This is a genomic window from Massilia timonae CCUG 45783 (assembly GCF_000315425.1).
Classification (GTDB): domain Bacteria; phylum Pseudomonadota; class Gammaproteobacteria; order Burkholderiales; family Burkholderiaceae_D; genus Telluria; species Telluria timonae.
Map to the genome: position 1 here is coordinate 443,091 of NZ_JH992922.1, position 20,816 is coordinate 463,906.

Sequence of the window (20,816 nt, forward strand, 5' to 3'; positions counted from 1 at the left end):
TCGGGCCCGAATGTCGGGAAAAACGCTTCCCGGCCCGGTTGCCCAAGTGGCGACCATCCCCGCGACCAGGGACGGTCAAGAACGAGCGCCAATATTGCGCGCTCAAGAAATCCTGGATGCTACAACGGCGCGCCGGCTGTTGAGCCAGGCGCGCCGCGCAATACGACGTCGAAACTGCTTAGTCGACGAACAGCGAAATGACCGAGTCGCCCTTGACGATCCGCTTGAAGGTCTCGGCCAGCAGCGGTGCGCAGGTCAGCTGGCGGATCTTGCCGCAAGCGGCGCCGGCTGGGCTCAGCGGGATGGTGTCGGTGACGACCAGTTCATCCAGCGGCGAGCTCGCGATGCGATCGATCGCCGGGCCGGACAGGACCGGGTGCGTGCAATATGCAACGACTTTCTTGGCGCCGCGCTCCTTGAGCACTTCGGCGGCCTTGCACAGGGTGCCTGCGGTGTCGACCATGTCATCCATGATCACGCAGTTGCGGCCTTCGACTTCGCCGATGATGTTCATCACTTCCGACACGTTCGCCTTCGGGCGACGTTTGTCGATGATCGCCAGGTCGCAGCCCAGGCGCTTGGCCAGGGCGCGTGCGCGCACCACGCCGCCGACGTCGGGCGACACGACCAGCAGGTCGTCGTAGTTACGCTTCTGCAGGTCGCCCAGCAGGATCGGCGATGCGTAGATATTGTCGACCGGGATGTCGAAGAAACCCTGAATCTGGTCGGCGTGCAGGTCCATGATCAGGACGCGCTCGACGCCGGCTTCTTCCAGCATGTTCGCGACGACCTTGGCCGAGATCGCGACACGCGCCGAACGCGGACGGCGGTCTTGGCGGGCATAACCGAAGTAAGGAATGGCAGCGGTGATGCGGCCGGCCGAAGCGCGCTTGAGGGCGTCGACCATCAGCATGATTTCCATCAGGCTGTCGTTGGTCGGGGCGCAGGTCGATTGCAGGACGAAGACGTCCTTGCCACGCACGTTCTCGTTGATCTCGACCATGACTTCGCCATCGGAGAACTTGGAGACGACTGCTTTACCGAGAGGAATGCCGAGGCTTTTTGCGACCCCCTCTGCTAGTGCCGGATTGGCATTGCCGGTAAAAACCATCAGGTTTTCGTAAGCCATGGGGAGTCCTAAAGGGTAAAAAGCGTTTGTACGGTAGAAAAACAATCAGCCGGATATACCGGCTGATTAGCATGCTGATGTGGCGCTCGGCACCGCATCGCGATTTTCTTGCTGGACGCACACGCATCGACAGAACAAGAAAACTTTGGCAGGGGAACAAGGATTCGAACCTTGGTATGCCGGAATCAAAATCCGGTGCCTTAACCAGCTTGGCGATTCCCCTACACGATCTTTACTACTTGCCGCCAGCATCTTAACTTGCTACTCAACGCTGCGACAGGCAGTATTTTATTCTATAACTCCCTGATTTTGCAAGAGCGATTTCATCAGCGGGTGTGTCTGCAGCGACTTCGCTTTCCATGCCGTCCACTTGCCCGGCACTTGCGCCAACACCTGGTCGGCAGCGTCTTCGCTGGAGAACGCGCAAAACACGCACGCCCCTGAGCCAGTCATCCTGGCATCGCCATGGCTGCTCAACCATTCAACCGCCTCTGCTACCGGCGGGAACAGGCGCATCGCCACGTCCTGCAAATCATTTTTCCCAAAACCAACCGTACTGCATGAATCGGTGTGGCTGGAAAAGTCCGCTATTCTGACGGGCTTTGAGTCTCTTGTCAAATCTGGCGCAGAAAAAATTGCGGGCGTCGGCACCGCCACACCCGGCTCGATCACCACATACCAGCAATCCGGCCCCGGCACCGCCTGCAAGGCCTCTCCCACGCCCTCCGCGAACGCGGTTTCGCCGAACAGGAAGAACGGGATGTCGGCGCCCAGCGGCAAGCCCAGCGCCATCAATTCTTCGCGGCCCAGCCCGGCGCCCCACAACGCATTGGCCGCCATCAAGGCGGTGGCCGCATCCGACGAGCCGCCGCCCAGCCCGCCGCCCATGGGCAAGACCTTGTCCACCCTGACGGAGATGCCTGGCGGCAGCCGGCCATGGCGGCGCGCAAACTCGGCCTGCAACAGGCGCAGCGCGCGCACGACCAGGTCCTGGTCTTCGGGCACGCCCGGAACGTCGTTGGTGCGGCGAATCTGCTCGTCGTCGCGCAAGTCGAAATGCAGCCGGTCGGCGCGGTCGATCAGTTGGAACACGCTTTGCAGCAGGTGGTAGCCGTCGGCGCGGCGGCCGGTGACGTGCAGGAACAGGTTGAGCTTGGCCGGCGCCGGGCAATCGTGCAGCGAACGCATGGATCAGGCCGAAGGCAGGATGACGATGCGGATCGCGAGGTCCGTGATGTCGCCCGAGGCGGCGCGCTCGGCCTGGATGAGGCGCGGCGCCGGCTGGGCCGCGGCAGCGTCTTGCCATTCCACGAAGCGCAGGCGCCAGCCATCCCTGGTCGTGACGGTGTTATTGGCCGGCGAGGCGCGGAAACGCTGACCCTGCGCGTCCAGCGCATAGCCCTGCAGCCAGTCGCGCAGGCCGGATACCGGCAGCGGCCAGCCCAGCGTCTCCTGGGTCAGGCTGTCGATGTCGCCCGCCGTGCGCTCCTGGCCGCCCTGGACCAGGGTCGCGGCATTCGGCGTGACATTGATCGTGGCTACGGTCTGGCCCAGCGGAGAGATCAGGGCGACGTCGATCGCCTCGGGACGCTGCTCCCAGTTGAAGTTGCCGGTGATCGACTCTTGCCTGCCATCCTTCTGGTAATTGACCGACAGCTTGCCCGACAGGTCGATGGTGTCGCGGTAGTCGCCGACCGTGGCGGTGGACAGGTTGGCGGTGCCGGTGGCGCAGCCGGCAAGCGCGGCAGCGAATGAGCACGCGGCGGCGAGCAGGGTAAGACGTCGGGTCAGTGGCATAGGAACGATCGGGAAATGGACAAACGCAGCGGACCGCGCAATGCGGTCCGCCGCAAGACTGGATTATTTCACAAGGCGGGCCGCAACCGCGCCAGCGTGGTGCGCAGCGTATCGTTCTGCGGATCCTTGGCGCGCGCCTCGCGCCACAGCTTCTCGGCCGCCGATTTATCGCCCTTCTGCCACAGCACCTCGCCCAGGTGAACGGCGATCTCGGGGTCCTTGCGCAAATCGTAGGCGCGGCGCAGGAATTTCTCGGCTTCCGCCAGATTACCCATCCGATAATGAATCCAGCCCATGCTGTCCATGATGAAGGGGTCGTCCGGCGCCATGTCGAGCGCCTTGGCGATCAGGCCGTAGGCTTCCTGCAGGCGCACATTGCGCTCGGCCAGCGAATAGCCGAGGGCGTTGTAGGCATGGTGATTGTCCGGCGCCTGCGCCATCACTTCACGCAATTGCGCTTCCATCACGTCGACCTTGCCCAGCTTTTCGGCCAGCAGCGCGAAGTCGTACAGCAGGTCGGGATTCTTCGGGAAGCGCTTGGTGGCCGCTTCCATCACCGCATAGGCTTCCTGCAGCTGGTTGGCTTCGCGCAGCAGTTGCGCCTCGGCCGCCATGAGCTGGGCCTGGCGCGCCGGATCGTCGGTCTTGATCTCGGCCAGCAGGCGCCGCGCGCTGTTCACGTCGCCGCCCTTCCCGACCAGGTGGACGCGGCGCAACTGGGTGTTGAAGCGGGTTTGCGGATCCGTGCCTTCAGGCACCTTGTCCAGCCATTGCAGGGCGCCGACCAGGTCATTGCGCTCTTCCGCCAGTTGCGACAGGATCAATAGTGCGCGCGAAGGATCGCGTTCGTCGTCTGGATTGCGCCCCAGCACTTCCACGAAGCGCGTGAAATATTGTTCGGCGCCGAGGGCATCGTTCATCTGCGTGGCCAGGATGCCCAGCGCATACAGATGGGCGACGTTGTCGGGCTGGGCCTTGACCAGCAGCTCGAACTCGCGCCGCGCAGCCGGATAATCCTTGCGGTTGACCAGCACCCGCGCATAGGCGGCGCGCACGTCGTTCGCCTTCGGATAGCTCTTGAGGAAGTTCTGCATCAGGGCCACCACTTGCGCCTCGTCCTCGGTCGTCTGCGCCAGCATCAGGAGGGCGATCTCGGCGTCGGGCTTGGCCGCCAGGGCCGCCCGGGCCTCGCTGCGCGCCAGCGCCTTGTCGTCACGCACCAGCGCGATCTGGGCGCGCACGACGCGCGCCTCCATCGTGTTGTCATAGGGCGCGATCAGGCGCTCGAGCATGGCGATCGCCGCTTCCTTGTCCTTCGCACGGCCCAGCAATTGCTGGACCTGGAACAGCAGCACGCCGCGCCGGGCCGGGGTCGCCTCGCGCAGTCGCTGCTCGAAGATCGGTTCGAGTTCGGCGATCTTGTCGGACGTGACCGCCATGCCGACGAAATACTGGGTCGCTTCGTCGGATTCCGGGTCGAGCTGGTACCACAGGCGCACCGCGGCCAGGGTGTCGTCGGCCTGCTTGGCGGCCACCGCCATCTCGGCCGCGCGGCGCGCCAGGCGCGGATCGCCGGTGCGCTGGGCCAGGTTGTAGACGGTCAGATAAGGCCCCTGCCAGTCGCCGTTGCGAAACGCGAATTCCGCCTTCATCAACTGCTCGAGCATGACGGGCGTGAGCTCGACCTTGGGCAGGCGCGCTTCTTCCTCGGCCTTTTTCTTGGCCGCCAGCTCTTCCTCGTCCAGCTCGGCTTCTTGCGGTGCGGATTGCTGCTGGCCGGCCCCGGCCTGCTCGCCGGCGGCGAGCGACTGCTGTTGCGGCGAGACAGCACAAGCCGAGAGCAGGCCTGCAAGCAGCCCGGAGACGGTTACAATGGCGAAAGCGTTTTTCAAAGCAAGTCCAAAATCCGAGTTGATGTTTTGATTTGATTCTACGCTCATGCGCAGGCGCCTGCCGCGCATGAGCTGCGCCAGGATTCCTGGCGCCAGCCCGGCCCGCAGGCTGCCCAGCCGCGACGGCAACCCGACTTTACACGATTCGTCTCCCCCATGCCTGAACTGCCAGAAGTAGAAGTCACCCGGCGCGGTGTCGCGCCCCATATCGAAGGCCGCGTCGTCGAGCAGCTCGTCTGCCGCCGCGACGGCCTGCGCTGGCCCTTCCCGCCCGGCCTGTCCGGGCTGCTGGCCGGCCGCCGCATCCTGGCCACCGGCCGGCGCGGCAAATACCTGTTGATTCATTTCGAGCACGGCACCCTGATCATCCACCTGGGCATGTCCGGCCACCTGCGCGTGCTGCCGCCGGGCATCGAACCGCGCAAGCACGACCATGTCGACCTCGTCGTCAATGGCCCGGAAGGGGTGCAGGTGCTGCGCTTGCACGATCCGCGCCGCTTCGGCGCCGTGCTGTGGCATGCCAACGAGGATGGCGACGTGGAACAGCACATCCTGCTGCGCGGCCTGGGCGTGGAACCGCTCGGCGAGCATTTCGATGGCGCCCTGCTGCATCGGGAAACGCGGCGCCGCAGCGCGCCGATCAAGCAGGTGCTGCTGGCCGGCGACATCGTGGTGGGCGTCGGCAATATCTACGCTTGCGAAAGCCTGTTCCGGGCCGGCATCAGCCCCAAGACACCGGCTTCGCGCATCAGCCGCGCGCGCTACGACCGGCTGGCCGAGGCGATCCGCGACATCCTGGCCGCCGCCATCGTCCAGGGCGGCAGTACCCTGCGTGACTTTATTGCGGTAAATGGGCAGTCAGGATATTTCCAGCAGACATATTTCGTCTATGATCGTGCTGGTGTGCCCTGCCGCCAGTGCGAGGCGCCGGTCCGCCAGATCAAGCAGGGCCAGCGTTCGACTTTCTATTGCGCGCAGTGCCAGCGCTAAGAATATAACGGGCTGAACGATGCAGGATCTACAACAGTATGGAGCGTGGCGGGCCAGCGTTGCCGCCAGCCTCGAGGGCTATGGCAAAGCCCTGCGCGAAGCCGGACTGATCGACGCCGCCGGCGAACAGGTGCTGGCGCGCGCGCTTGGACGCCTGCGCGACGACCGGCTGTCGGTCGCCTTCGTGGCCGAGTTCTCGCGTGGAAAAACCGAGCTGATCAACGCCCTGTTCTTCGCCGATTACGGCCAGCGCATCCTGCCGTCCAGCGCCGGCCGCACCACCATGTGCCCTACCGAACTGCTGTGGGATGCGCAGCTGCCGCCCTGCATCCGCCTGCTGCCGATCGAGACCCGCGCCGGCCAGCTGTCCCTGGGCGACTACCGCGACGATCCCGGCGCCTGGACCGTGTTGCCGCTCGACCTGGACGATCCTGGCGCGATGCACGAGACGCTGCGCCAGGTCAGCCAGACGCGCCGCGTACCGGTGAAAGAGGCCGAACGCTACGGCCTGTTCGACCCGCAGGATCCCGACCTCGCCGCCGGCGTCGGTGCGGACGACAGCATCGACATCCCGCGCTGGCGCCACGCCATCATCAACCTGCCGCATCCGCTGCTCAAGCAGGGCCTGGTGATCCTCGACACCCCGGGCCTGAACGCGATCGGCACCGAGCCGGAACTGACGCTGAACCTGATCCCGAACGCGCACGCGGTGCTGTTCGTGCTGGCCGCCGACACCGGCGTGACGCGCAGCGACATCGACGTCTGGCGCACCCATATCGGCGCCGGGCCGGGCCGGCTGGCGGTGCTGAACAAGATCGACGCCATGTGGGACGAGCTCACGAGTTCGAGCTCTGTCGACGCCGAGATCGCGCGCCAGCAGCACGACGTCGCGCGCCTGCTCGGACTGGACGCCGGCCAGGTCTATCCGGTCTCGGCCCACAAGGCGCTGGTCGGACGCATCGGCGGCGACATGGACCTGTTCGAGCGCAGCCGCCTGGGCGAGCTCGAATCGGCGCTGTTCCACCACCTGATCCCGGCGCGGCGCTCGATCAATGCGCGCCAGCTGCGCGCCGACCTCGAACTGCTGGCCGCCGGCCAGCAGCTGCTGGTGGCGGCGCGCCTGCGCGAACTGGTCGAGCAGTTGCAGGAACTGCGCAGCCTGCGCGGCAAGAACCAGGGCATGATCGCCCACATGGTGCGCCGGGTGGAAGCCGAAAAGAAGGAATTCGACGCCGGCCTGTTCAAGCTGCAGGGCACGCGCGCCGTGTTCACGCGCCTGTCGACCGAGCTGTACACCCTGGTCGGCATGGACGGCCTGCAGGACCGGACCGAAACGGTGCGCGCCGCGATGTCGGCGGCGCGCTTCGCCACCGGCATGCGCTCGCCGGTGCGCAACTACTTCGCCGGCGCGCGCGCCGGCCTGCTCGACGCCTGCGCCAAGGTCGACGAGATCAAGTCCATGATGGACGCCATGCACCGCCGCTTCGCGGCCGAACACGGCCTGTCGCTGGCGCTGCCGCAAGCGTTATCGTTGACGCGCCACGTCGACGAGATCGACGCCATCGAAACGCTGTTCGAGCGCCAGTTCGGCACCGCGACCCTGTTGATGACCAGCCGCGCCACGCTGCTCGAGCGCTTCTTCGATTCGATCGCTTCGCGCGTGCGGCGCGTCTACCGCGCCGCCAACGCCGACGTCGAAGCCTGGCTGAAGGTCGCCAACGCGCCGCTGGAAGCGCAGATCCGCCAGCACCGCGACAGCCTGCGCCAGCGCCAGGCCACGGTCCAGCGCATCCATGACGCCAGCGACAGCCTGGAACAGAAGATCGGCGCCTTCGAGCACGGCCAGGCCGAGCTCGAATCCACGCGCCAGCGCCTGGCCGCCATCGCGGCCGGCGTCACCACCACATTAGAGGCCTAGCGCCTTCACAAGACACCGCATGAAACGCCTCACCGAGTTCGACCAGCTGGCCGATCCGACCTTCTCGAAGGCCGTGATCGACTGGCAGCGCAGCCATGGCCGCCACACCCTGCCCTGGCAAAACACCCAGGATGCTTACCGCGTCTGGCTGTCCGAGATCATGCTGCAGCAGACGCAAGTGGCCGCGGTGCTGGGCTATTACGCGCGCTTCCTGGAACGCTTCCCGACCGTCCACGCGCTGGCCGAAGCCCCACTTGACGACGTGATGGCCCACTGGAGCGGCCTCGGTTACTACACCCGCGCGCGCAACCTGCACGCCTGCGCCAAGCGCGTGGTGCAGGACTACGACGGCGTGTTCCCGAGCGACCCGGCGCTGCTGGCCGACCTGCCCGGCATCGGCCGCTCGACGGCGGCGGCGATCGCGGCCTTTTCCAGCGGCGTGCGCGCCGCCATCCTGGACGGCAACGTCAAGCGCGTGTTCGCGCGCGTGTTCGGGATCGACGCCTATCCGGGCCTCAAGCCAATCGAGGATGCGCTGTGGCGGCGCGCCGACGCCCTGCTGCCCGAGGTGGCCGGCAATCCGGGCGCCATCGAAGCCTACACCCAGGGCCTGATGGACCTGGGCGCCACCCTGTGCACCCGTTCGCGGCCCGACTGCGGCCGCTGCCCGCTGCAGGCGCGCTGCGTGGCCTTCGCCACCGGCCGCACCGCCGACCTGCCGGTGCGCAAACCGAAGAAGGCGACGCCGGAAAAGCGCACCGCGCTGCTGGTCGTGATCGATGGCGGCGAAGTGCTGCTGGAACAGCGTCCGCAAACCGGCATCTGGGGCGGCCTGCTGTCGCTGCCGGAGGTGGGCGGGCATGTGCCGATGGACGAGGACGAGCCGCCGGTCTGTACGGCCGACGTCGCAGCTGCGGCAAGCGCCTTCGGCACGGTCGACGAAGTGCGGCCACTGAGCCCGCTGGTGCACGTCTTCACCCACTACAAGCTGCACATCGCGCCGTTCGCGGTGACGCTGACGGCGCGCGCTGCGCTGGCGCCAGGCCACGTCTGGTGGAAGCTGGATGTGGTCAGGGAAGCGCCGCTGCCGGCGCCGGTCAAGAAGCTGTTGCTGGACTTGGCGACGCCAAGTCTGTTCAGCTGAAATTTTCAATTTTTATCCATTTTCACGTAACGTGAAAATTAAAAATTATTGAAAATCCTCGCTATCTTGCATAGAATGGTTTCATTCACAGCCTGTGGAAACGAGGAAGAGTGAATGAATGATCGTGCAATTACCTATAATCCTGCCGAGGCCCAAGAAGGGCTGATCCTGGCTGCGTTCGATGCGCTCAAGGAAAAGGTCGATGTCGAAGGACACATGGCCAAGCTTGAGGCGGTCCCATCAGCCGGGTACCGGCCAGACGCAACGATCGATCTTGTGCATGAGAACGGCTCCGCCCGTTACGCAGTCGAGTGCAAGCTCCTGATCGACCGCAAAGCACACATCGACCATGTCAGGCGCCAATTGCAAACGACTGGCCATCCAGGCCTGTTGATCGCACCGTACATTACTAGAGAACTGGCCGAATACTGTCGTGTCACGGGACTGCAGTTCATCGACACGAACGGCAACGCCTATTTGCAAGCGCCCGGCCTTTTCGTTCTCGTCACCGGCGAAAAAAAGGAGCGCAACCAACTGCTTTTACCGGCCGCAAAAGGACTCACGAATGCCGCAGCCCTGCGCATGGGATTTGTCCTGCTTGCCAAGCCAGACGCTGTTCATTTGCCCTACAAGGAGCTTGCAAACCATGCCGGCGTTTCGCTGGGAACAGCCTATAACGTACTGAACGATCTGGAGCGCCGCGGTTACCTCATCAATAAAGGGAATTCCGAGCGCAGAAGATTGCTGGAACCGGAACGCCTGATCGATGAGTGGGCAGTCAACTATCCCACTACCCTGCGTGCAAAACTGAAGAGCCGGCGTTTCAGCGCTACCGAACCGTCCTGGTGGCAAAAGGCCGAGTTGGAGGGATTCGACGCCGTATGGGGATCGGAAGTCGCCGCAGCCAGATTGACCGGGCACCTCAAGCCGGCCACGCAAACCCTGTACGTCTGCCCGGACGATATGGAAGGCATGATCAGGAAACTGAGCAAGCAGTATCGCATCAGGCCAGACAACAATGGGGACATCGAGATACTGGAGAAATTCTGGCGCTGGAAACCAACGACAGCGCGCGATACTGCGCCGCCTTTGCTGGTGTACTCAGAGCTGCTCGCGTTGCTGGACCCACGCACACAAGAGACCGCGGGCATGATCAAGGAGAGGTTCATTGACACCTCGTTCAATCAGGGCTGACCGGCCCATCGATGATGTCACGATCGACATCCTTCGCGCCGTGGCAGAAGAAGCGCAGGCCGAACAAGTCGATTATATGCTTGTAGGCGCGACGGCACGCGATATCCTGCTCACCCATGTATTCGGACTTGCCGCCAGGCGTGCGACATACGACGTGGATTTCGCCATCGCCGTCAAGGACTGGGATCAGTTCGATGCGCTCAGGGCAAGGCTCATTGCGCGCGGGACCTTCATTCCTGGTGGGCAGGCACGACAGCGCCTTTACTACAAGGGCGATCAAGGTGATCTCAACTACCATCTGGACCTTGTGCCATTCGGACAAATAACCCAAGGAAGCGACGAACTGGCCTGGCCGCCCGACATGAAGGTCATCATGAACCTGGCCGGTTATGACGACGTTCTGGCTGCTGCGGAACGCGTGACATTCCTGCCCGGCTTCGACGGCAAGGTCGTCTCTCTTGCGGGACTTGCCATACTCAAGCTGGTCGCATGGTCGGATCGACGACTGGAAAACCCGAAGGACGCTCACGATCTCATCCACCTCATGGACAGTTATGCCGCCGCCGGCAATATCGATCGTGTGTACGAAGAGGATGGTGTCATCGAAGCCGGCGACTACGATCCAGACCTGGCAGGCGTCTATTTGCTAGGCAAGGATATCCGACGCGTCGCAAGTGAACAAACTATCGCTGTGCTGAAACAGATCGTCGAGCGTGACTTCGACCGGCTATCGAACGAAATGACCAAGGCAATGCGCCATCTCGACGATGCAGAGCCACGGATTCAGACGCGCCTGCGCCTTCTGCTGCAGGCCATCGCTTGACCCACGCCACCGGGTGCGGTCGGTGCCGCCTCCATTCAGAAATGATCGAGCGAAAAAATGCGCCGATGCTCGCGGATCGCATAACGATCCGTCATGCCGGCGATGTAGTCGGCGATCTTGCGCGCCTGCCTGATCGGGTCGCCCTCGACCTGGTAGTCGTTCGGCAGCAGCACCGGATCGTCCAGGAAGGCCTGGAACAGCTCGCGCACGATGCGGCTCGCCTTGACCCGCATGCGGTTGACCTGGAAGTGGCGGTACAGGTTGGCGTACAGGAAGCGCTTGAGGGCCGTGGTCTCGGCGCGCATGGTGTCCGAGAAGCGGATCAACGGCGGGCCGGCGCGCACGTCGTCGATGGTCCGCGGGTTCGCGTCCAGGATGCGCTGTCGTGAAGTCTCCACGAGGTCGGCCGTCATCGCCGTGATCATCAGGCGGATCGTCTCATACAGCGCGCGCCGTCCCGCCAGGCCAGGGTATTGCTGCTCGACCTGCCTGCGCAGGCGCGCGAACAGCTCCACCTCTTCCATCTGCTTCATGGTCAACAGGCCGGAGCGCAGGCCGTCGTCGATGTCGTGGTTGTTGTACGCGATCTCGTCGGCCAGGTTGGTCAGCTGCGCTTCCAGGCTGGGCTGGCTGCGGTCGATGAAACGCTGGCCCAGCTCGCCCAGCTGGCGCGCATTGTTGAGCGAGCAGTGCTTGAGGATGCCCTCGCGCGTCTCGAACGTGAGGTTCAGGCCGTCGAAGGCGCCGTAGTGCTCTTCGAGGTGGTCGACCACGCGCAGGCTTTGCAGGTTGTGCTCGAAGCCGCCGAAATCCTTCATGCAGTCGTTGAGCACGTCCTGGCCCACGTGGCCGAAGGGCGTGTGGCCCAGGTCGTGCGCCAGCGCGGTGGCTTCGACCAGGTCTTCGTTCAGGCGCAGGCTGCGCGCCAGGGTGCGGCCGATCTGCGCCACTTCGATGCTGTGGGTCAGCCGGGTGCGGAACAGGTCGCCCTCGTGGTTGAGGAAGACCTGGGTCTTGTATTCCAGCCGGCGAAAGGCGGTCGAATGGATGATGCGGTCGCGGTCGCGCTGGTATTCGCTGCGCGAACCCGGGCCCGGCTCGGAGTGGCGCCGTCCGCGCGACTGCGACGAGTGCGCCGCGTAGGGGGCAAGGCCGGCGTCGAAGTCCATCATGCGCCTTTCAGCCGCTGCACGCCGCCAGGGTCGAGCGCAGGATGTCCAGCGGCGCCGTGGTGATCGACGGGCTGCCGAGCGGCTTGAGCAGGATGAAACGGATCTCCCCGCCCTCGTTCTTCTTGTCGACTTCCATCAGCTCGATCCAGCGCGCCTCGCCCAGATCCGGCGCCTCGGCCGGCAGGCCGGCGGCGCGCACCAGGGCGCGCACGCGCTCCACGGCGGCGGGCTCGATCAGGCCCAGGCGCGCCGACATGTCGGCCGCCATCACCATGCCGCAGCCGACCGCCTCGCCATGCAGCCATTCGCCGTAGCCCAGGCCGTTCTCGATCGCGTGGCCGAAGGTATGGCCGAAGTTCAGCACCGCGCGCAGGCCGCCTTCGCGTTCGTCCTTGCGCACCACCTCGGACTTGATCTCGCACGAGCGCGCGATCGCGTGGGCGATGGCTTGCGGCTCGCGGGCCATCAGTTTCCCGATATTGGCCTCGATCCAGTCGAAGAAGGTCGCGTCGAGGATGGCGCCGTGCTTGATCACCTCGGCCAGGCCGGCCGACAGCTCGCGCGGCGGCAGCGTGTCGAGCGTCGCGGTGTCGGCGATGACGGCGCGCGGCTGGTAGAAGGCGCCGATCATGTTCTTGCCCAGCGGGTGGTTGATGCCGGTCTTGCCGCCGACCGAGGAATCGACCTGGGACAGCAGGGTGGTCGGGATCTGCACGAAGGGCACGCCGCGCATATAGCTCGAGGCGGCGAAGCCCGTCAGGTCGCCGATCACGCCGCCGCCCAGCGCCACCAGCGTGGTCTTGCGGTCGCATTTGTTCTGCAGCAGCGCGTCGTAGACGAGGTTGAGCGACTGCCAGTTCTTGTGCTCTTCGCCGTCCGGCAGCACGATCTCGACCACGTCGCGGCCCGCAGCGCGCAGGTGGCCGGCCACCTTGTCCAGGTACAGCGGCGCGACGGTGGTGTTGGTGACGATGGCCACCTTGTTGCCGCCGATGTGGCGTTCGAGCAGCGCGGCGTCGTCCAGCAGGCCGGGGCCGATCGCGATCGGATAGCTGCGTTCGCCGAGGTCGACGTTGAGGGTGATGCGGTCCTGTTCGTTCATCGATGTCCTTGCAAGCCGGCGCGCGCGAGCCATTTCCTGCGCCGCCAGCTGGTCCAATATGGTTTGTACCATCGATTGTACGTTAGGACGGCCGGTGTCGATGACCAGGTCCGCAATCTCGCGGTACAGCGGATCGCGCTGGGCCCACAGCTCTTCGAGTTTCGCGCGCGGGTCGGCCGTCTGCAGCAGCGGACGGTTCTTGTCGTGGGCGGTGCGCTGCAGGATGCTGCCGATCGAGGCGCGCAGGTAGATCACGGTGCCGCGCTCGGCCAGCAGGGCGCGGCTGTGCGGATTGAGCACGGCGCCGCCGCCGGTGGCCAGCACCAGGCCCTGCTGGCCGGAGAGGTCGCGGATCACGTCCGCTTCGCGCCGCCGGAAGCAGGCCTCGCCCTCGATCTCGAAGATCCAGGGGATGGTGGCGCCGGTGCGCGCCTCGATCTCGTGGTCGGAATCGACGAAGCGGCGATTGAGCTTGCGTGCAAGCAATCGTCCGATCGTGGTCTTCCCTGCCCCCATCAGGCCAACAAGGAAGATATTGTCGTTCTTGGGATGTGGCACTACCAAACCCGCTCTAATGAAAAGACGGCCAGTATAGACTGGCCGCCTGTCAATCCGCGAATTTTATGGACAAGTGAAGTTCAGCGAGAACGGCAGCGAACTGACGTCGCCGCGCGGCGTGGTGACGCTCACGTTGAAGGTCGCCCGGGCGCCCGCGGTGCAGGGCTTGGTCCCGGTGGCGCTCAGGGTGATCCGGTGCGACGAACCCTGCGCGCCGGTTCCGGCGGCGGCGAAGATGCTCGGCACGCGGGCCGGGCTGATGTCGACGAGGGTGGCGTTGACCAGGCCGGTGACCGCCACGGTCGACTCGGACGGCAGCGGGTTGCCGTTCAGGTCGGTCAACTGGACCACGAATACTTTCGGGTCGTTGGCGCTGGCGCTGCCCAGGTCGCCGGTCGACGGCGACGTGGCGCCGTTGACGTAGGCACGGGCCAGGGTTTCGTCGCTGAACGTGATCGTCGTCTTGACGAACTGGGTATTGCTGCCGTCGGTGGTGCTGGCGCAGATCGTCGCCACGCCCGGACGGGTGCTGTCCGGGGTCGCGTTCGGGCCGGTATTGCATGGCGTGGCCGGGGTGTTCGGCAGCGCGACGCGGGGCTCCTGGGTGCGGAACGGGACCGAGCAGCCGCCGTTGACGGTGACGCAGCCGCCCGAGCTCGAGGTGCCGATGGCGCCGATATTGGTCTGGAACACGATCGGCGTGCCATCCGCCACCGGGTTGCCGAACTGGTCGGCCAGCAGCACGTTGACGGTGGCGGCCGGGGTCGTGGTGCCGCTGTCGAACGACCAGCCGTCCACGTTGCCGCTGGTGGTCGAGATCGAGAACGCGCGCTGGGTCGGCAGGCCGGTGGTCACGACGATCGAATCCGAGGTGGTCGAGATGACGGGCGTGGTCCCTGGCAGCACGGCGTGCACGCGGAACGAGGTCGGCACGTTGCCCGAATTGACGGTGGTGATCACCTCGCCGTTCTGGTCGGTGCGGTCGGTCGTCTTGTTCAGGGTGACCAGGTTCTCGGGTTCGGCGATGAAATCAACCTGCTTGTTGGCCAGCGGACGATTGAACAGGTCGAACACGCGGAAGCGCAGGGTCGCGGTCTCGGTGCGGTTGATGCCGCCCTGGCCGCGGATCACGATCGACTTGTCGGTCGGCAGCGCCTCGACGAACTGCACCGACGCGGCGCCCGGCTGGGCGATCACGAGCGAACCCGTGGCCGGGGTCGCGACGCCGTCGGCGGTCACGGTGATGGTGTCGTTGTTGCCGCAACCCTGGTCGCGGTAGACCGTCTCCGCGGTGCCGTTGCTGGTCGCGACGACGGCGGCCAGCGTGGCCTTGCCGGCGGCGACGCAGGCCGAGGTGAAGTTGACGTTGACCTGGCCGGTGTACCTGGCGCCGTTGGCCAGCAGGTCGACCTCGATCTTGCTCGAGTCGTAGGCATTGATGCTGCCCGGCTCCAGGCGCAGCGCGCTGAAGGTCAGCGCGGTGGCGTTGACCGCGTAGTTGGCGTGTTGGTGACGGCGGTGCCGGCCACGGTGACGCTGGCCGTGACGGTGCCGGCGCCGCCGGCCGCCAGGCTGGCCACGCGCATGGTGATGCTGGCGGTGCCGCTGGCGTCGGTCAGGGCGGTGCCGGCGCCCGGCGCGAACACGGCCAGGTCGTCGGCGGTGGTGAAGGTGACCAGCGCATTCGGCACCGGCTGCTTGTTGGCGTCGAGCACCAGGGCGCGCACCGTCAGCGGGGTGGCGCCGGAGAGCGAGGTGCTGGCGCTGCCCGTGGCATTGACCAGGCTGACGCCGACGGTCGGCGCGGCAGGCGTGACCGGCGTGCTGCCGGTGCCGCTGCCGCCGCTGCCGCTAGGTGTGCCCGGGTTGCCGCCGCCGCCGCCGCAGGCGGACAGGGTCGCGGCCAGGAGCAGCGCCAGGCTGCCGTACTTGATGTGCTGGTTTTTCATATTATTATCGGTTGGGGGAAGAAATTAAGGTCGGTTCAGCGCGTGCCCGCCACGTTCTCGTTCACGATCTTCGGGGTGATGAAGACCAGCAGCTCGGTCTTGCTGTGCTCGACGCCGCTGGTCTTGAACAGGTAGCCCAGCAGCGGGACGTCGCCCAGCAGCGGCACCTTGGTCACGTTGTTGCGCTCGGTCTGCTGGTAGATCCCGCCCAGCACCACCGTGCCGCCGTTCTCGACCATCACCTTGGTCTTGACGTGCTGGGTGTTGATCGCGAAGCCGGCGCGCGTCTCTTCACCCTTCGAATCCTTGTTGACGTCCACTTCCAGCACCACGTTGCCGTCCGGCGTGATCTGCGGCGTCACTTCCAGGCGCAGGTTGGCCTTCTTGAACGAGATCGAGGTGGCGCCGCTGCTGGTCGCCTGCTCGTAGGGCAGCTCGACGCCCTGCTCGATCACGGCGACCTGCTTGTCCTCGGTGACCACGCGCGGGCTCGAGATGATCTTGCCCTTGCCGTCGGCTTCCAGCGCCGACAGTTCCAGGTTCAGGAAGCGGTTGGCGGCCGACGAGAACAGCGAAAACGCCAGCGTCGAGGCCGGGACGCCGCCGATGCCGGCCGCCGGCAGGTTGACCATGGTGGTGTTGTCGATGCTGGTGGTCGCCGGGGTCTGGCCCGTGACCTGGCCCACGCCGGCCAGGTTGCCGCCGATGGCGACGCGCTCGTTGCCGCTGATCTGCCAGCCGGAGTCGCCGCCGCGCTGGGTGCGCAGGTCGTTGAAGCCGAGCTTGGCGCCGAGGTTGCGCGAGAAGCCGTCGTTGGCCTCGACCAGGCGCGCCTCGATCAGCACCTGCTTGGAGGCGATGTCGGTCTTCTGGATCAGCTTGCGGATGTCCTCGATCCTGGCGGCGATGTCGGTCACGAACAGCTGGTTGGTGCGCGGATCGATGATCGCGCTGCCGCGCCGCGACAGCACGCGGTTGCGCCCGCCCGCATCGCTGCTCGCGGTGGCGCCGCCGGCGTCCAGGCCGAACACGTTGCGGAACGATTCCGCCTTCTGGTAATTGAGCTGGAAGATCTCGGAGCGCAGCGGCTCGAGTTCGGCGATCTGGGCGCGCTGCTCGAGCTCGAGCTTTTCCTTGGTCAGCAGTTCTTCCTTCGGCGCGATCCACACCACGTTGCCGTTCTTGCGCTGGTCCAGGCCCTTGGCGGTCAGGATCACGTCCAGCGCCTGGTCCCACGGCACGTCCTTCAGGCGCAGGGTCAGCGAACCGGTGACCGAGTCGCTGGCGATGATGTTCAGGCCCGAGATGTCGGCCACCGCCTGCAGCGCGGCGCGCACCTCGACGTCCTGGAAGTCGAACGACAGCTTCTCGCCGCGATAACCCTGCGGGTTGTCGCGCGAGCCCGGGCTGCTGCGATTCGGGTCGCTTTCCACCTTGCGCACCTCGACCACGAGCTGGGTGTCGCTCTGGAATACCGACTGTTCCCAGTCGCCTTGCGCCTCCACCGTCATGCGCACATTGTCGCCCTGGGCCAGGGTCGAGACGCGGGTGACCGGCGTGCCGAAATCGGTCACGTCCAGGCGCCGGCGCAGCGACTCCGGCAGGCGCGCATTGAGGAAGTCGACGGTCACGCCGCCGGCGGTCTGGCGCACGTCGACCGCCACCTGGTTGGCGGGCAGGTCGACCACGACCCGGCCGGCGCCATTGGCGCCGCGGCGAAAGTCGAGGTCGCGCAATTGAGGGCGCGTCGCGGGAAGCGACGCTCGCGCCGCCGCAGCGGCCGGCATGCCGCTGGCGTCGAGCGCGCGCGCCACGCCGCCCGAGCCTTCCACGGTCACGATCACCGACTTGCCGTCGATGGTGGTGGCGTAGTTCAGGGCGCGCGCCAGGTTCAGCACCAGGCGGGTGCGCTCGCCGGCCTGCACCACGTTCAGGCTGCGCACGTCGCCCAGGTTCAGCTCGTGCACCGTCTTGCCGGTGGCGTTGGCGGTGGCGCCGAAATCGAGCGCAATGCGGGACGGGTTGGTGATCGCGAAGCCGATCGGCGCACGCGCCGGGACCTCGCGCATGGTCACGTTGATGACCACGTTGCTGCCCTGCTGGTTGGCCGTGATCGACTCGATCGCATTGCCCTGGGCCAGGGCGGCGCTGGCGCACATCATGAGCATGAGTGCGGCCGCGGCGCGCGCCAGCCAGGCCGGCGGGGCGAAGCGAATCTTGACGTTGAAGGTCATCTACTGCTCTCCTTATTTGGCTGCGCGGCTCTGCAGCTCGATGTGGGCCATCCGCTCCACCCAGTCGCCAGTGGCGTCCTGTACCGATTCCCTGATCTCGACGGCGCCCTCGCTCACACGCGTGATGCGCCCGTAGTTCTGTCCAATCCGCTGGCCGCTGCGCACCCGGTACAGCGAACGCTCGACCTGCAGCAGCGCGTAGTTCACGCCGCCCTTCTGGATCGTGCCCACCATCCGCATCGTGTCGAGCGGGAAGGTCTCCAGCAATTCCTTCGGCCGCTCGAGATCGGGCTGGTTGGCATTGGCGCCGGCCTGCGCCATGCGCGCCATCTCGCCCAGCAGCTTGGTGGGATCGAAGGGGTCGAGCGCCGCGCGCGGATCGTAGCCATAGGGTTCGAAGGTCTTCGGCTCCGGCAGCGGCTTGACCTTGGGCACGGTCTGCTTTTCCACCCCCTTCATCCAGGCCCGGGTCTCGCCCACGCCGCCGTCGCCGCAGGCGGCCAGCAGGCTGCCGGCCAGCAGCAGCGCGCCCATGCGCCCCATCGCTCGTGCGCGCATCATTTCTTGCCCCCGGTCTTGGCCTTGCCCTTGCCCTTCTTGCCCTTCTTCTTCTCGGCCGCGCGCGCGGCGCGCTGGGCCGCCAGCTCTTCCTGGTCGAGGTAGCGGAAGGTCTTGGCCACCGCCTGCAGCCCCAGGCTGCCGTCCTTGCCGGCCAGCAGGGTCAGGTTGTTCAGCGTGACGATGCGCGGCAGGTTGGCCATGTCGGCGGCGAACGCGCCCATGTCGTGGTAGCGGCCGCTCACCTTGATATCGATCGGCAGCTCGGCGTAGTAGTCGCGCACCACTTCCTGGCCCGGCTTGAACAGCTCGAACTGCAGGCCGCGGCCCACGCCCGACTGGTTGATGTCGGACAGCAGCGAATACATTTCGGACTTGCTCGGCAACTGCTTCTCCAGGCGCACCACGTATTGGTCGACCTGCGCCTTCTGCGCCTTGAGCGCTTCCAGGTTGATCGCCTGCGCCATCTTGGTCTTGTACTCCTCGCGCAGCTTCTGCTCGTCGCGCGCGCCGCGTTCCTGGGCCGCGAACTGGTCGCTCCAGTAGAAGTAGTAGCCCAGGCCGACGACCGCCGCCATCACGCCGGCGGCGCACAGCAGGCGCGGCGCCAGCGGCCACTGGCCGGGCGGACGGCCCTGCAGGTCCTGGAACTGCGCCGCCAGCCGGGCGCCGAGTTCTTTGATGTCGATGTTCATGACTTCTCCGCCACGCGCTTGCCCCCGGCCGGCTTGTCGCCGTGCGCGGCCTCGTCGCCCTCGTCGCTCAGGCGCGCGCGCTTGATCGACACGCCGAGCGTGAACTCGACCACCTTGCGGGTGGCCTTGCCCTGGGCCAGGCTGACGGCGCGGACCTCGGTCAGGTCCGGGTTCTGCAGCCACGGCGAGCCGCTCGACAGGTTGCGCAGCAGCTCGGCCACCCTTTCCTGCGACTGGGCGTTGCCGGTCAGGATCACGCGCTGGCCGCTCTGCTTGACCGATTTCAGGTGCACGCCTTCCGGCGTCTGGCGCACCAGCTCGTCGAGCAGGTGGACCGGCTGGTTGCGGTCGCCCTGCAAGTCTTCGACCGCCTGCTGGCGCGCCTGCAGCGCGGCGATTTCTTCCTTCAGGTTGGTGATCTCGCCGATCTTCTTGTCCAGCTCCGCGCTGGCTTTTTTCAGGACCTCGTTGCGCTGGTTCTGGACCGAGATCTGGCTCGCGTTATAGGCGCCGACCAGCATCACCACGATGGCGCCCAGCACGCCGCCCAGCGCCATCAGGGCGACGAAGGCGGCCTGCTTCTGCTTGCGCCTGGCTTCGCGGTGGGGCAGCAGGTTAATCCGGATCATCAGCCGAACCTCCGCAGCGCCAGGCCGCAGGCGACCAGGTAGGCCGGGGCGTCCTGGCGCAGCTGGTGTTCGCGCACGCCGGGGCCGAGCTGCATGCCCTCGAAGGGCGCCGCGAGCAGCGTCGGCAGGCGGGTGCGGCCGGCCACGACGTCGAGGATCCCGGGCAGCAGCGCGCAGCCGCCGGCCAGGTACAGCTGGTCGATCCGGGTATACGGGGTCGAGGTGTAGAAGAACTGGATGGCGCGCGTGATTTCCAGCGCCGCGCTTTCCAGGAACGGCGCCAGGATGTCGGCGCGGTAGTTCTCGGGCAGGTCGCCCGCCTTCTTGCGCGTCTCGGCTTCTTCGAACGCCATGCCGTAGCTGCGCACGATGTCCTGGGTCAGCGCATTGCCGCCGAACGGCTGCTCGCGCTCGTAGACCGCTTCGCCGTTCAGCAGCACCGACACGTGGGTGGCGTGGGCGCCGATCTGGAACAGGGCCACGATCTGGTCCTGCCGCGGCAGGGCGGCGTGTTCGAGCGCGCCGCGCGCGGCGTACGATTCGATGTCCATCACGGTGGCGGTAAGGCCGGCGGCTTCCGCGATCGCGACCCGGTCCTCGACCTTTTCGCGGCGCGCGGCGGCCAGCATCACTTCCATGTCGTCCAGCGAATTCGGGGCCGCGCCGATCACGTCGAAGTCGAGGCTGACCTCATCGAGCGCGAACGGGATATACTGACTGGCCTCGGACTCGACCTGCACTTCCAACTGGTCTTCCGACAGACCGGCCGGCAGGATGATCTTCTTGGTGATCACGGCGGCGGGCGGCATGCCGAGCGCCACGTGGCGGGCGCGGGTGCCGCTCTTCTTCCAGACCCGGCGCACCGCGTCGGCGACCTGGTCCATGTTTTCGATATTGCCGTCCACCACGGCGCCGCGCGGCAGCGCCTCGGTGGCGTAGCGCTCCAGGCGCACGATACCCTTGCCTGCATCGGCCAGCTCGACCAGGCGGACGCCGGACGTGCTGATATCGAGCCCGACCATCGGCGGACTC

19 protein-coding genes and 1 tRNA gene are annotated in these 20,816 nt (G+C 66.1%); 6 read left to right on the plus strand and 14 right to left on the minus strand.

What is annotated here, in order from left to right; genetic code table 11:
- Nucleotides 1-178 precede the first annotated feature (178 nt).
- From HMPREF9710_RS01795 to HMPREF9710_RS01815, 5 genes are all read right to left on the minus strand, one after another.
- Entirely contained in the window at nt 179-1,129 is a 951-nt protein-coding gene (locus tag HMPREF9710_RS01795) for a ribose-phosphate pyrophosphokinase (protein ID WP_005663342.1), read from the minus strand.
- A 146-nt stretch (nt 1,130-1,275) separates the two neighbouring features.
- A tRNA-Gln gene (locus HMPREF9710_RS01800) sits at nt 1,276-1,352 on the minus strand.
- A 65-nt stretch (nt 1,353-1,417) separates the two neighbouring features.
- The gene (gene ispE / locus HMPREF9710_RS01805) at nt 1,418-2,317 is read right to left on the minus strand and encodes a 4-(cytidine 5'-diphospho)-2-C-methyl-D-erythritol kinase (RefSeq protein ID WP_005663343.1); all 900 of its coding nucleotides are present in this window, start codon (nt 2,315-2,317) and stop codon (nt 1,418-1,420) included.
- Nucleotides 2,318-2,320: 3 nt separating this feature from the next.
- Nucleotides 2,321-2,926, minus strand: coding sequence for an outer membrane lipoprotein LolB (locus HMPREF9710_RS01810; protein ID WP_005663344.1), 606 nt, complete (start codon nt 2,924-2,926; stop codon nt 2,321-2,323).
- Between the two features lie 68 nt (nt 2,927-2,994).
- A complete protein-coding gene (locus tag HMPREF9710_RS01815; protein WP_005663345.1) occupies nt 2,995-4,866 on the minus strand; it encodes a tetratricopeptide repeat protein in 1,872 nt (623 codons plus the stop codon).
- Nucleotides 4,867-4,974: 108 nt separating this feature from the next.
- Here HMPREF9710_RS01815 and mutM point away from each other — a divergent pair, with 108 nt between their 5' ends.
- From mutM to HMPREF9710_RS01840, 5 genes are all read left to right on the plus strand, one after another.
- The gene (mutM, locus tag HMPREF9710_RS01820) at nt 4,975-5,808 is read left to right on the plus strand and encodes a bifunctional DNA-formamidopyrimidine glycosylase/DNA-(apurinic or apyrimidinic site) lyase (protein ID WP_005663346.1); all 834 of its coding nucleotides are present in this window, start codon (nt 4,975-4,977) and stop codon (nt 5,806-5,808) included.
- 19 nt (nt 5,809-5,827) lie between these two features.
- Nucleotides 5,828-7,726, plus strand: a complete 1,899-nt coding sequence (locus HMPREF9710_RS01825; protein ID WP_005663347.1) for a dynamin family protein — start codon at nt 5,828-5,830, stop codon at nt 7,724-7,726.
- A 19-nt stretch (nt 7,727-7,745) separates the two neighbouring features.
- The gene (gene mutY, locus HMPREF9710_RS01830) at nt 7,746-8,870 is read left to right on the plus strand and encodes an A/G-specific adenine glycosylase (protein ID WP_005663348.1); all 1,125 of its coding nucleotides are present in this window, start codon (nt 7,746-7,748) and stop codon (nt 8,868-8,870) included.
- A gap of 114 nt (nt 8,871-8,984) precedes the next feature.
- A complete protein-coding gene (locus tag HMPREF9710_RS01835; RefSeq protein WP_005663349.1) occupies nt 8,985-10,064 on the plus strand; it encodes a type IV toxin-antitoxin system AbiEi family antitoxin in 1,080 nt (359 codons plus the stop codon).
- Nucleotides 10,039-10,887 (plus strand): nucleotidyl transferase AbiEii/AbiGii toxin family protein, encoded by an 849-nt coding sequence (locus HMPREF9710_RS01840; RefSeq protein WP_051205004.1) that lies wholly within the window; start codon nt 10,039-10,041, stop codon nt 10,885-10,887. The genes HMPREF9710_RS01835 and HMPREF9710_RS01840 overlap by 26 nt, the downstream gene beginning before the upstream one ends.
- A gap of 35 nt (nt 10,888-10,922) precedes the next feature.
- On the opposite strand, the gene HMPREF9710_RS01845 is transcribed toward HMPREF9710_RS01840, so the two are convergent.
- The 3 genes from HMPREF9710_RS01845 to HMPREF9710_RS26400 form a co-directional block, all read right to left on the minus strand.
- Nucleotides 10,923-12,056 (minus strand): deoxyguanosinetriphosphate triphosphohydrolase, encoded by a 1,134-nt coding sequence (locus HMPREF9710_RS01845; RefSeq protein WP_005663352.1) that lies wholly within the window; start codon nt 12,054-12,056, stop codon nt 10,923-10,925.
- 10 nt (nt 12,057-12,066) lie between these two features.
- Complete coding sequence (gene aroKB / locus HMPREF9710_RS01850) at nt 12,067-13,677, minus strand: bifunctional shikimate kinase/3-dehydroquinate synthase AroKB (protein WP_005663354.1); 1,611 nt, start codon at nt 13,675-13,677, stop codon at nt 12,067-12,069.
- Nucleotides 13,678-13,782: 105 nt separating this feature from the next.
- Nucleotides 13,783-14,958, minus strand: a complete 1,176-nt coding sequence (locus HMPREF9710_RS26400; RefSeq protein WP_005663356.1) for an Ig-like domain-containing protein — start codon at nt 14,956-14,958, stop codon at nt 13,783-13,785.
- 52 nt (nt 14,959-15,010) lie between these two features.
- Here HMPREF9710_RS26400 and HMPREF9710_RS28190 point away from each other — a divergent pair, with 52 nt between their 5' ends.
- Nucleotides 15,011-15,151: a hypothetical protein gene (locus HMPREF9710_RS28190; RefSeq protein ID WP_169331309.1), complete on the plus strand. Its 141-nt coding sequence runs from the start codon at nt 15,011-15,013 to the stop codon at nt 15,149-15,151.
- Between the two features lie 40 nt (nt 15,152-15,191).
- On the opposite strand, the gene HMPREF9710_RS01860 is transcribed toward HMPREF9710_RS28190, so the two are convergent.
- Genes HMPREF9710_RS01860 through HMPREF9710_RS01885 form a run of 6 tightly spaced genes read right to left on the minus strand, consistent with a single transcriptional unit; the run spans nt 15,192 to nt 20,806 of the window.
- Nucleotides 15,192-15,668, minus strand: a complete 477-nt coding sequence (locus tag HMPREF9710_RS01860) for an Ig-like domain-containing protein (protein ID WP_005663358.1) — start codon at nt 15,666-15,668, stop codon at nt 15,192-15,194.
- A gap of 35 nt (nt 15,669-15,703) precedes the next feature.
- Nucleotides 15,704-17,902, minus strand: a complete 2,199-nt coding sequence (locus HMPREF9710_RS01865) for a type IV pilus secretin PilQ (RefSeq protein ID WP_005663360.1) — start codon at nt 17,900-17,902, stop codon at nt 15,704-15,706.
- A gap of 12 nt (nt 17,903-17,914) precedes the next feature.
- Nucleotides 17,915-18,463, minus strand: a complete 549-nt coding sequence (locus HMPREF9710_RS01870) for a pilus assembly protein PilP (protein WP_157225411.1) — start codon at nt 18,461-18,463, stop codon at nt 17,915-17,917.
- On the minus strand, nt 18,460-19,155 hold the full coding sequence (locus tag HMPREF9710_RS01875; RefSeq protein WP_005663365.1) for a type IV pilus inner membrane component PilO: 696 nt from the start codon (nt 19,153-19,155) through the stop codon (nt 18,460-18,462). The genes HMPREF9710_RS01870 and HMPREF9710_RS01875 overlap by 4 nt, the downstream gene beginning before the upstream one ends.
- Entirely contained in the window at nt 19,152-19,784 is a 633-nt protein-coding gene (locus HMPREF9710_RS01880; RefSeq protein WP_005663368.1) for a PilN domain-containing protein, read from the minus strand. Before HMPREF9710_RS01880 ends, HMPREF9710_RS01875 begins: the two co-directional genes overlap by 4 nt.
- Complete coding sequence (locus HMPREF9710_RS01885; protein WP_143054454.1) at nt 19,784-20,806, minus strand: pilus assembly protein PilM; 1,023 nt, start codon at nt 20,804-20,806, stop codon at nt 19,784-19,786. The genes HMPREF9710_RS01880 and HMPREF9710_RS01885 overlap by 1 nt, the downstream gene beginning before the upstream one ends.
- Nucleotides 20,807-20,816: the final 10 nt, after the last annotated feature.

Bases quoted from the DNA above. Each gene is read 5' to 3' on its own strand.
- HMPREF9710_RS01795 (WP_005663342.1), bottom strand. From the start codon at position 1,129: ATGGCTTACGAAAACCTGATGGTTTTTACCGGCAATGCCAATCCGGCA.
- ispE (WP_005663343.1), bottom strand. From the start codon at position 2,317: ATGCGTTCGCTGCACGATTGCCCGGCGCCGGCCAAGCTCAACCTGTTC.
- HMPREF9710_RS01810 (WP_005663344.1), bottom strand. From the start codon at position 2,926: ATGCCACTGACCCGACGTCTTACCCTGCTCGCCGCCGCGTGCTCATTC.
- HMPREF9710_RS01815 (WP_005663345.1), bottom strand. From the start codon at position 4,866: ATGAGCGTAGAATCAAATCAAAACATCAACTCGGATTTTGGACTTGCT.
- mutM (WP_005663346.1), top strand. From the start codon at position 4,975: ATGCCTGAACTGCCAGAAGTAGAAGTCACCCGGCGCGGTGTCGCGCCC.
- HMPREF9710_RS01825 (WP_005663347.1), top strand. From the start codon at position 5,828: ATGCAGGATCTACAACAGTATGGAGCGTGGCGGGCCAGCGTTGCCGCC.
- mutY (WP_005663348.1), top strand. From the start codon at position 7,746: ATGAAACGCCTCACCGAGTTCGACCAGCTGGCCGATCCGACCTTCTCG.
- HMPREF9710_RS01835 (WP_005663349.1), top strand. From the start codon at position 8,985: ATGAATGATCGTGCAATTACCTATAATCCTGCCGAGGCCCAAGAAGGG.
- HMPREF9710_RS01845 (WP_005663352.1), bottom strand. From the start codon at position 12,056: ATGGACTTCGACGCCGGCCTTGCCCCCTACGCGGCGCACTCGTCGCAG.
- aroKB (WP_005663354.1), bottom strand. From the start codon at position 13,677: ATGGGGGCAGGGAAGACCACGATCGGACGATTGCTTGCACGCAAGCTC.
- HMPREF9710_RS01860 (WP_005663358.1), bottom strand. From the start codon at position 15,668: ATGAAAAACCAGCACATCAAGTACGGCAGCCTGGCGCTGCTCCTGGCC.
- HMPREF9710_RS01865 (WP_005663360.1), bottom strand. From the start codon at position 17,902: ATGACCTTCAACGTCAAGATTCGCTTCGCCCCGCCGGCCTGGCTGGCG.
- HMPREF9710_RS01870 (WP_157225411.1), bottom strand. From the start codon at position 18,463: ATGATGCGCGCACGAGCGATGGGGCGCATGGGCGCGCTGCTGCTGGCC.
- HMPREF9710_RS01875 (WP_005663365.1), bottom strand. From the start codon at position 19,155: ATGAACATCGACATCAAAGAACTCGGCGCCCGGCTGGCGGCGCAGTTC.
- HMPREF9710_RS01880 (WP_005663368.1), bottom strand. From the start codon at position 19,784: ATGATCCGGATTAACCTGCTGCCCCACCGCGAAGCCAGGCGCAAGCAG.
- HMPREF9710_RS01885 (WP_143054454.1), bottom strand. From the start codon at position 20,806: ATGGTCGGGCTCGATATCAGCACGTCCGGCGTCCGCCTGGTCGAGCTG.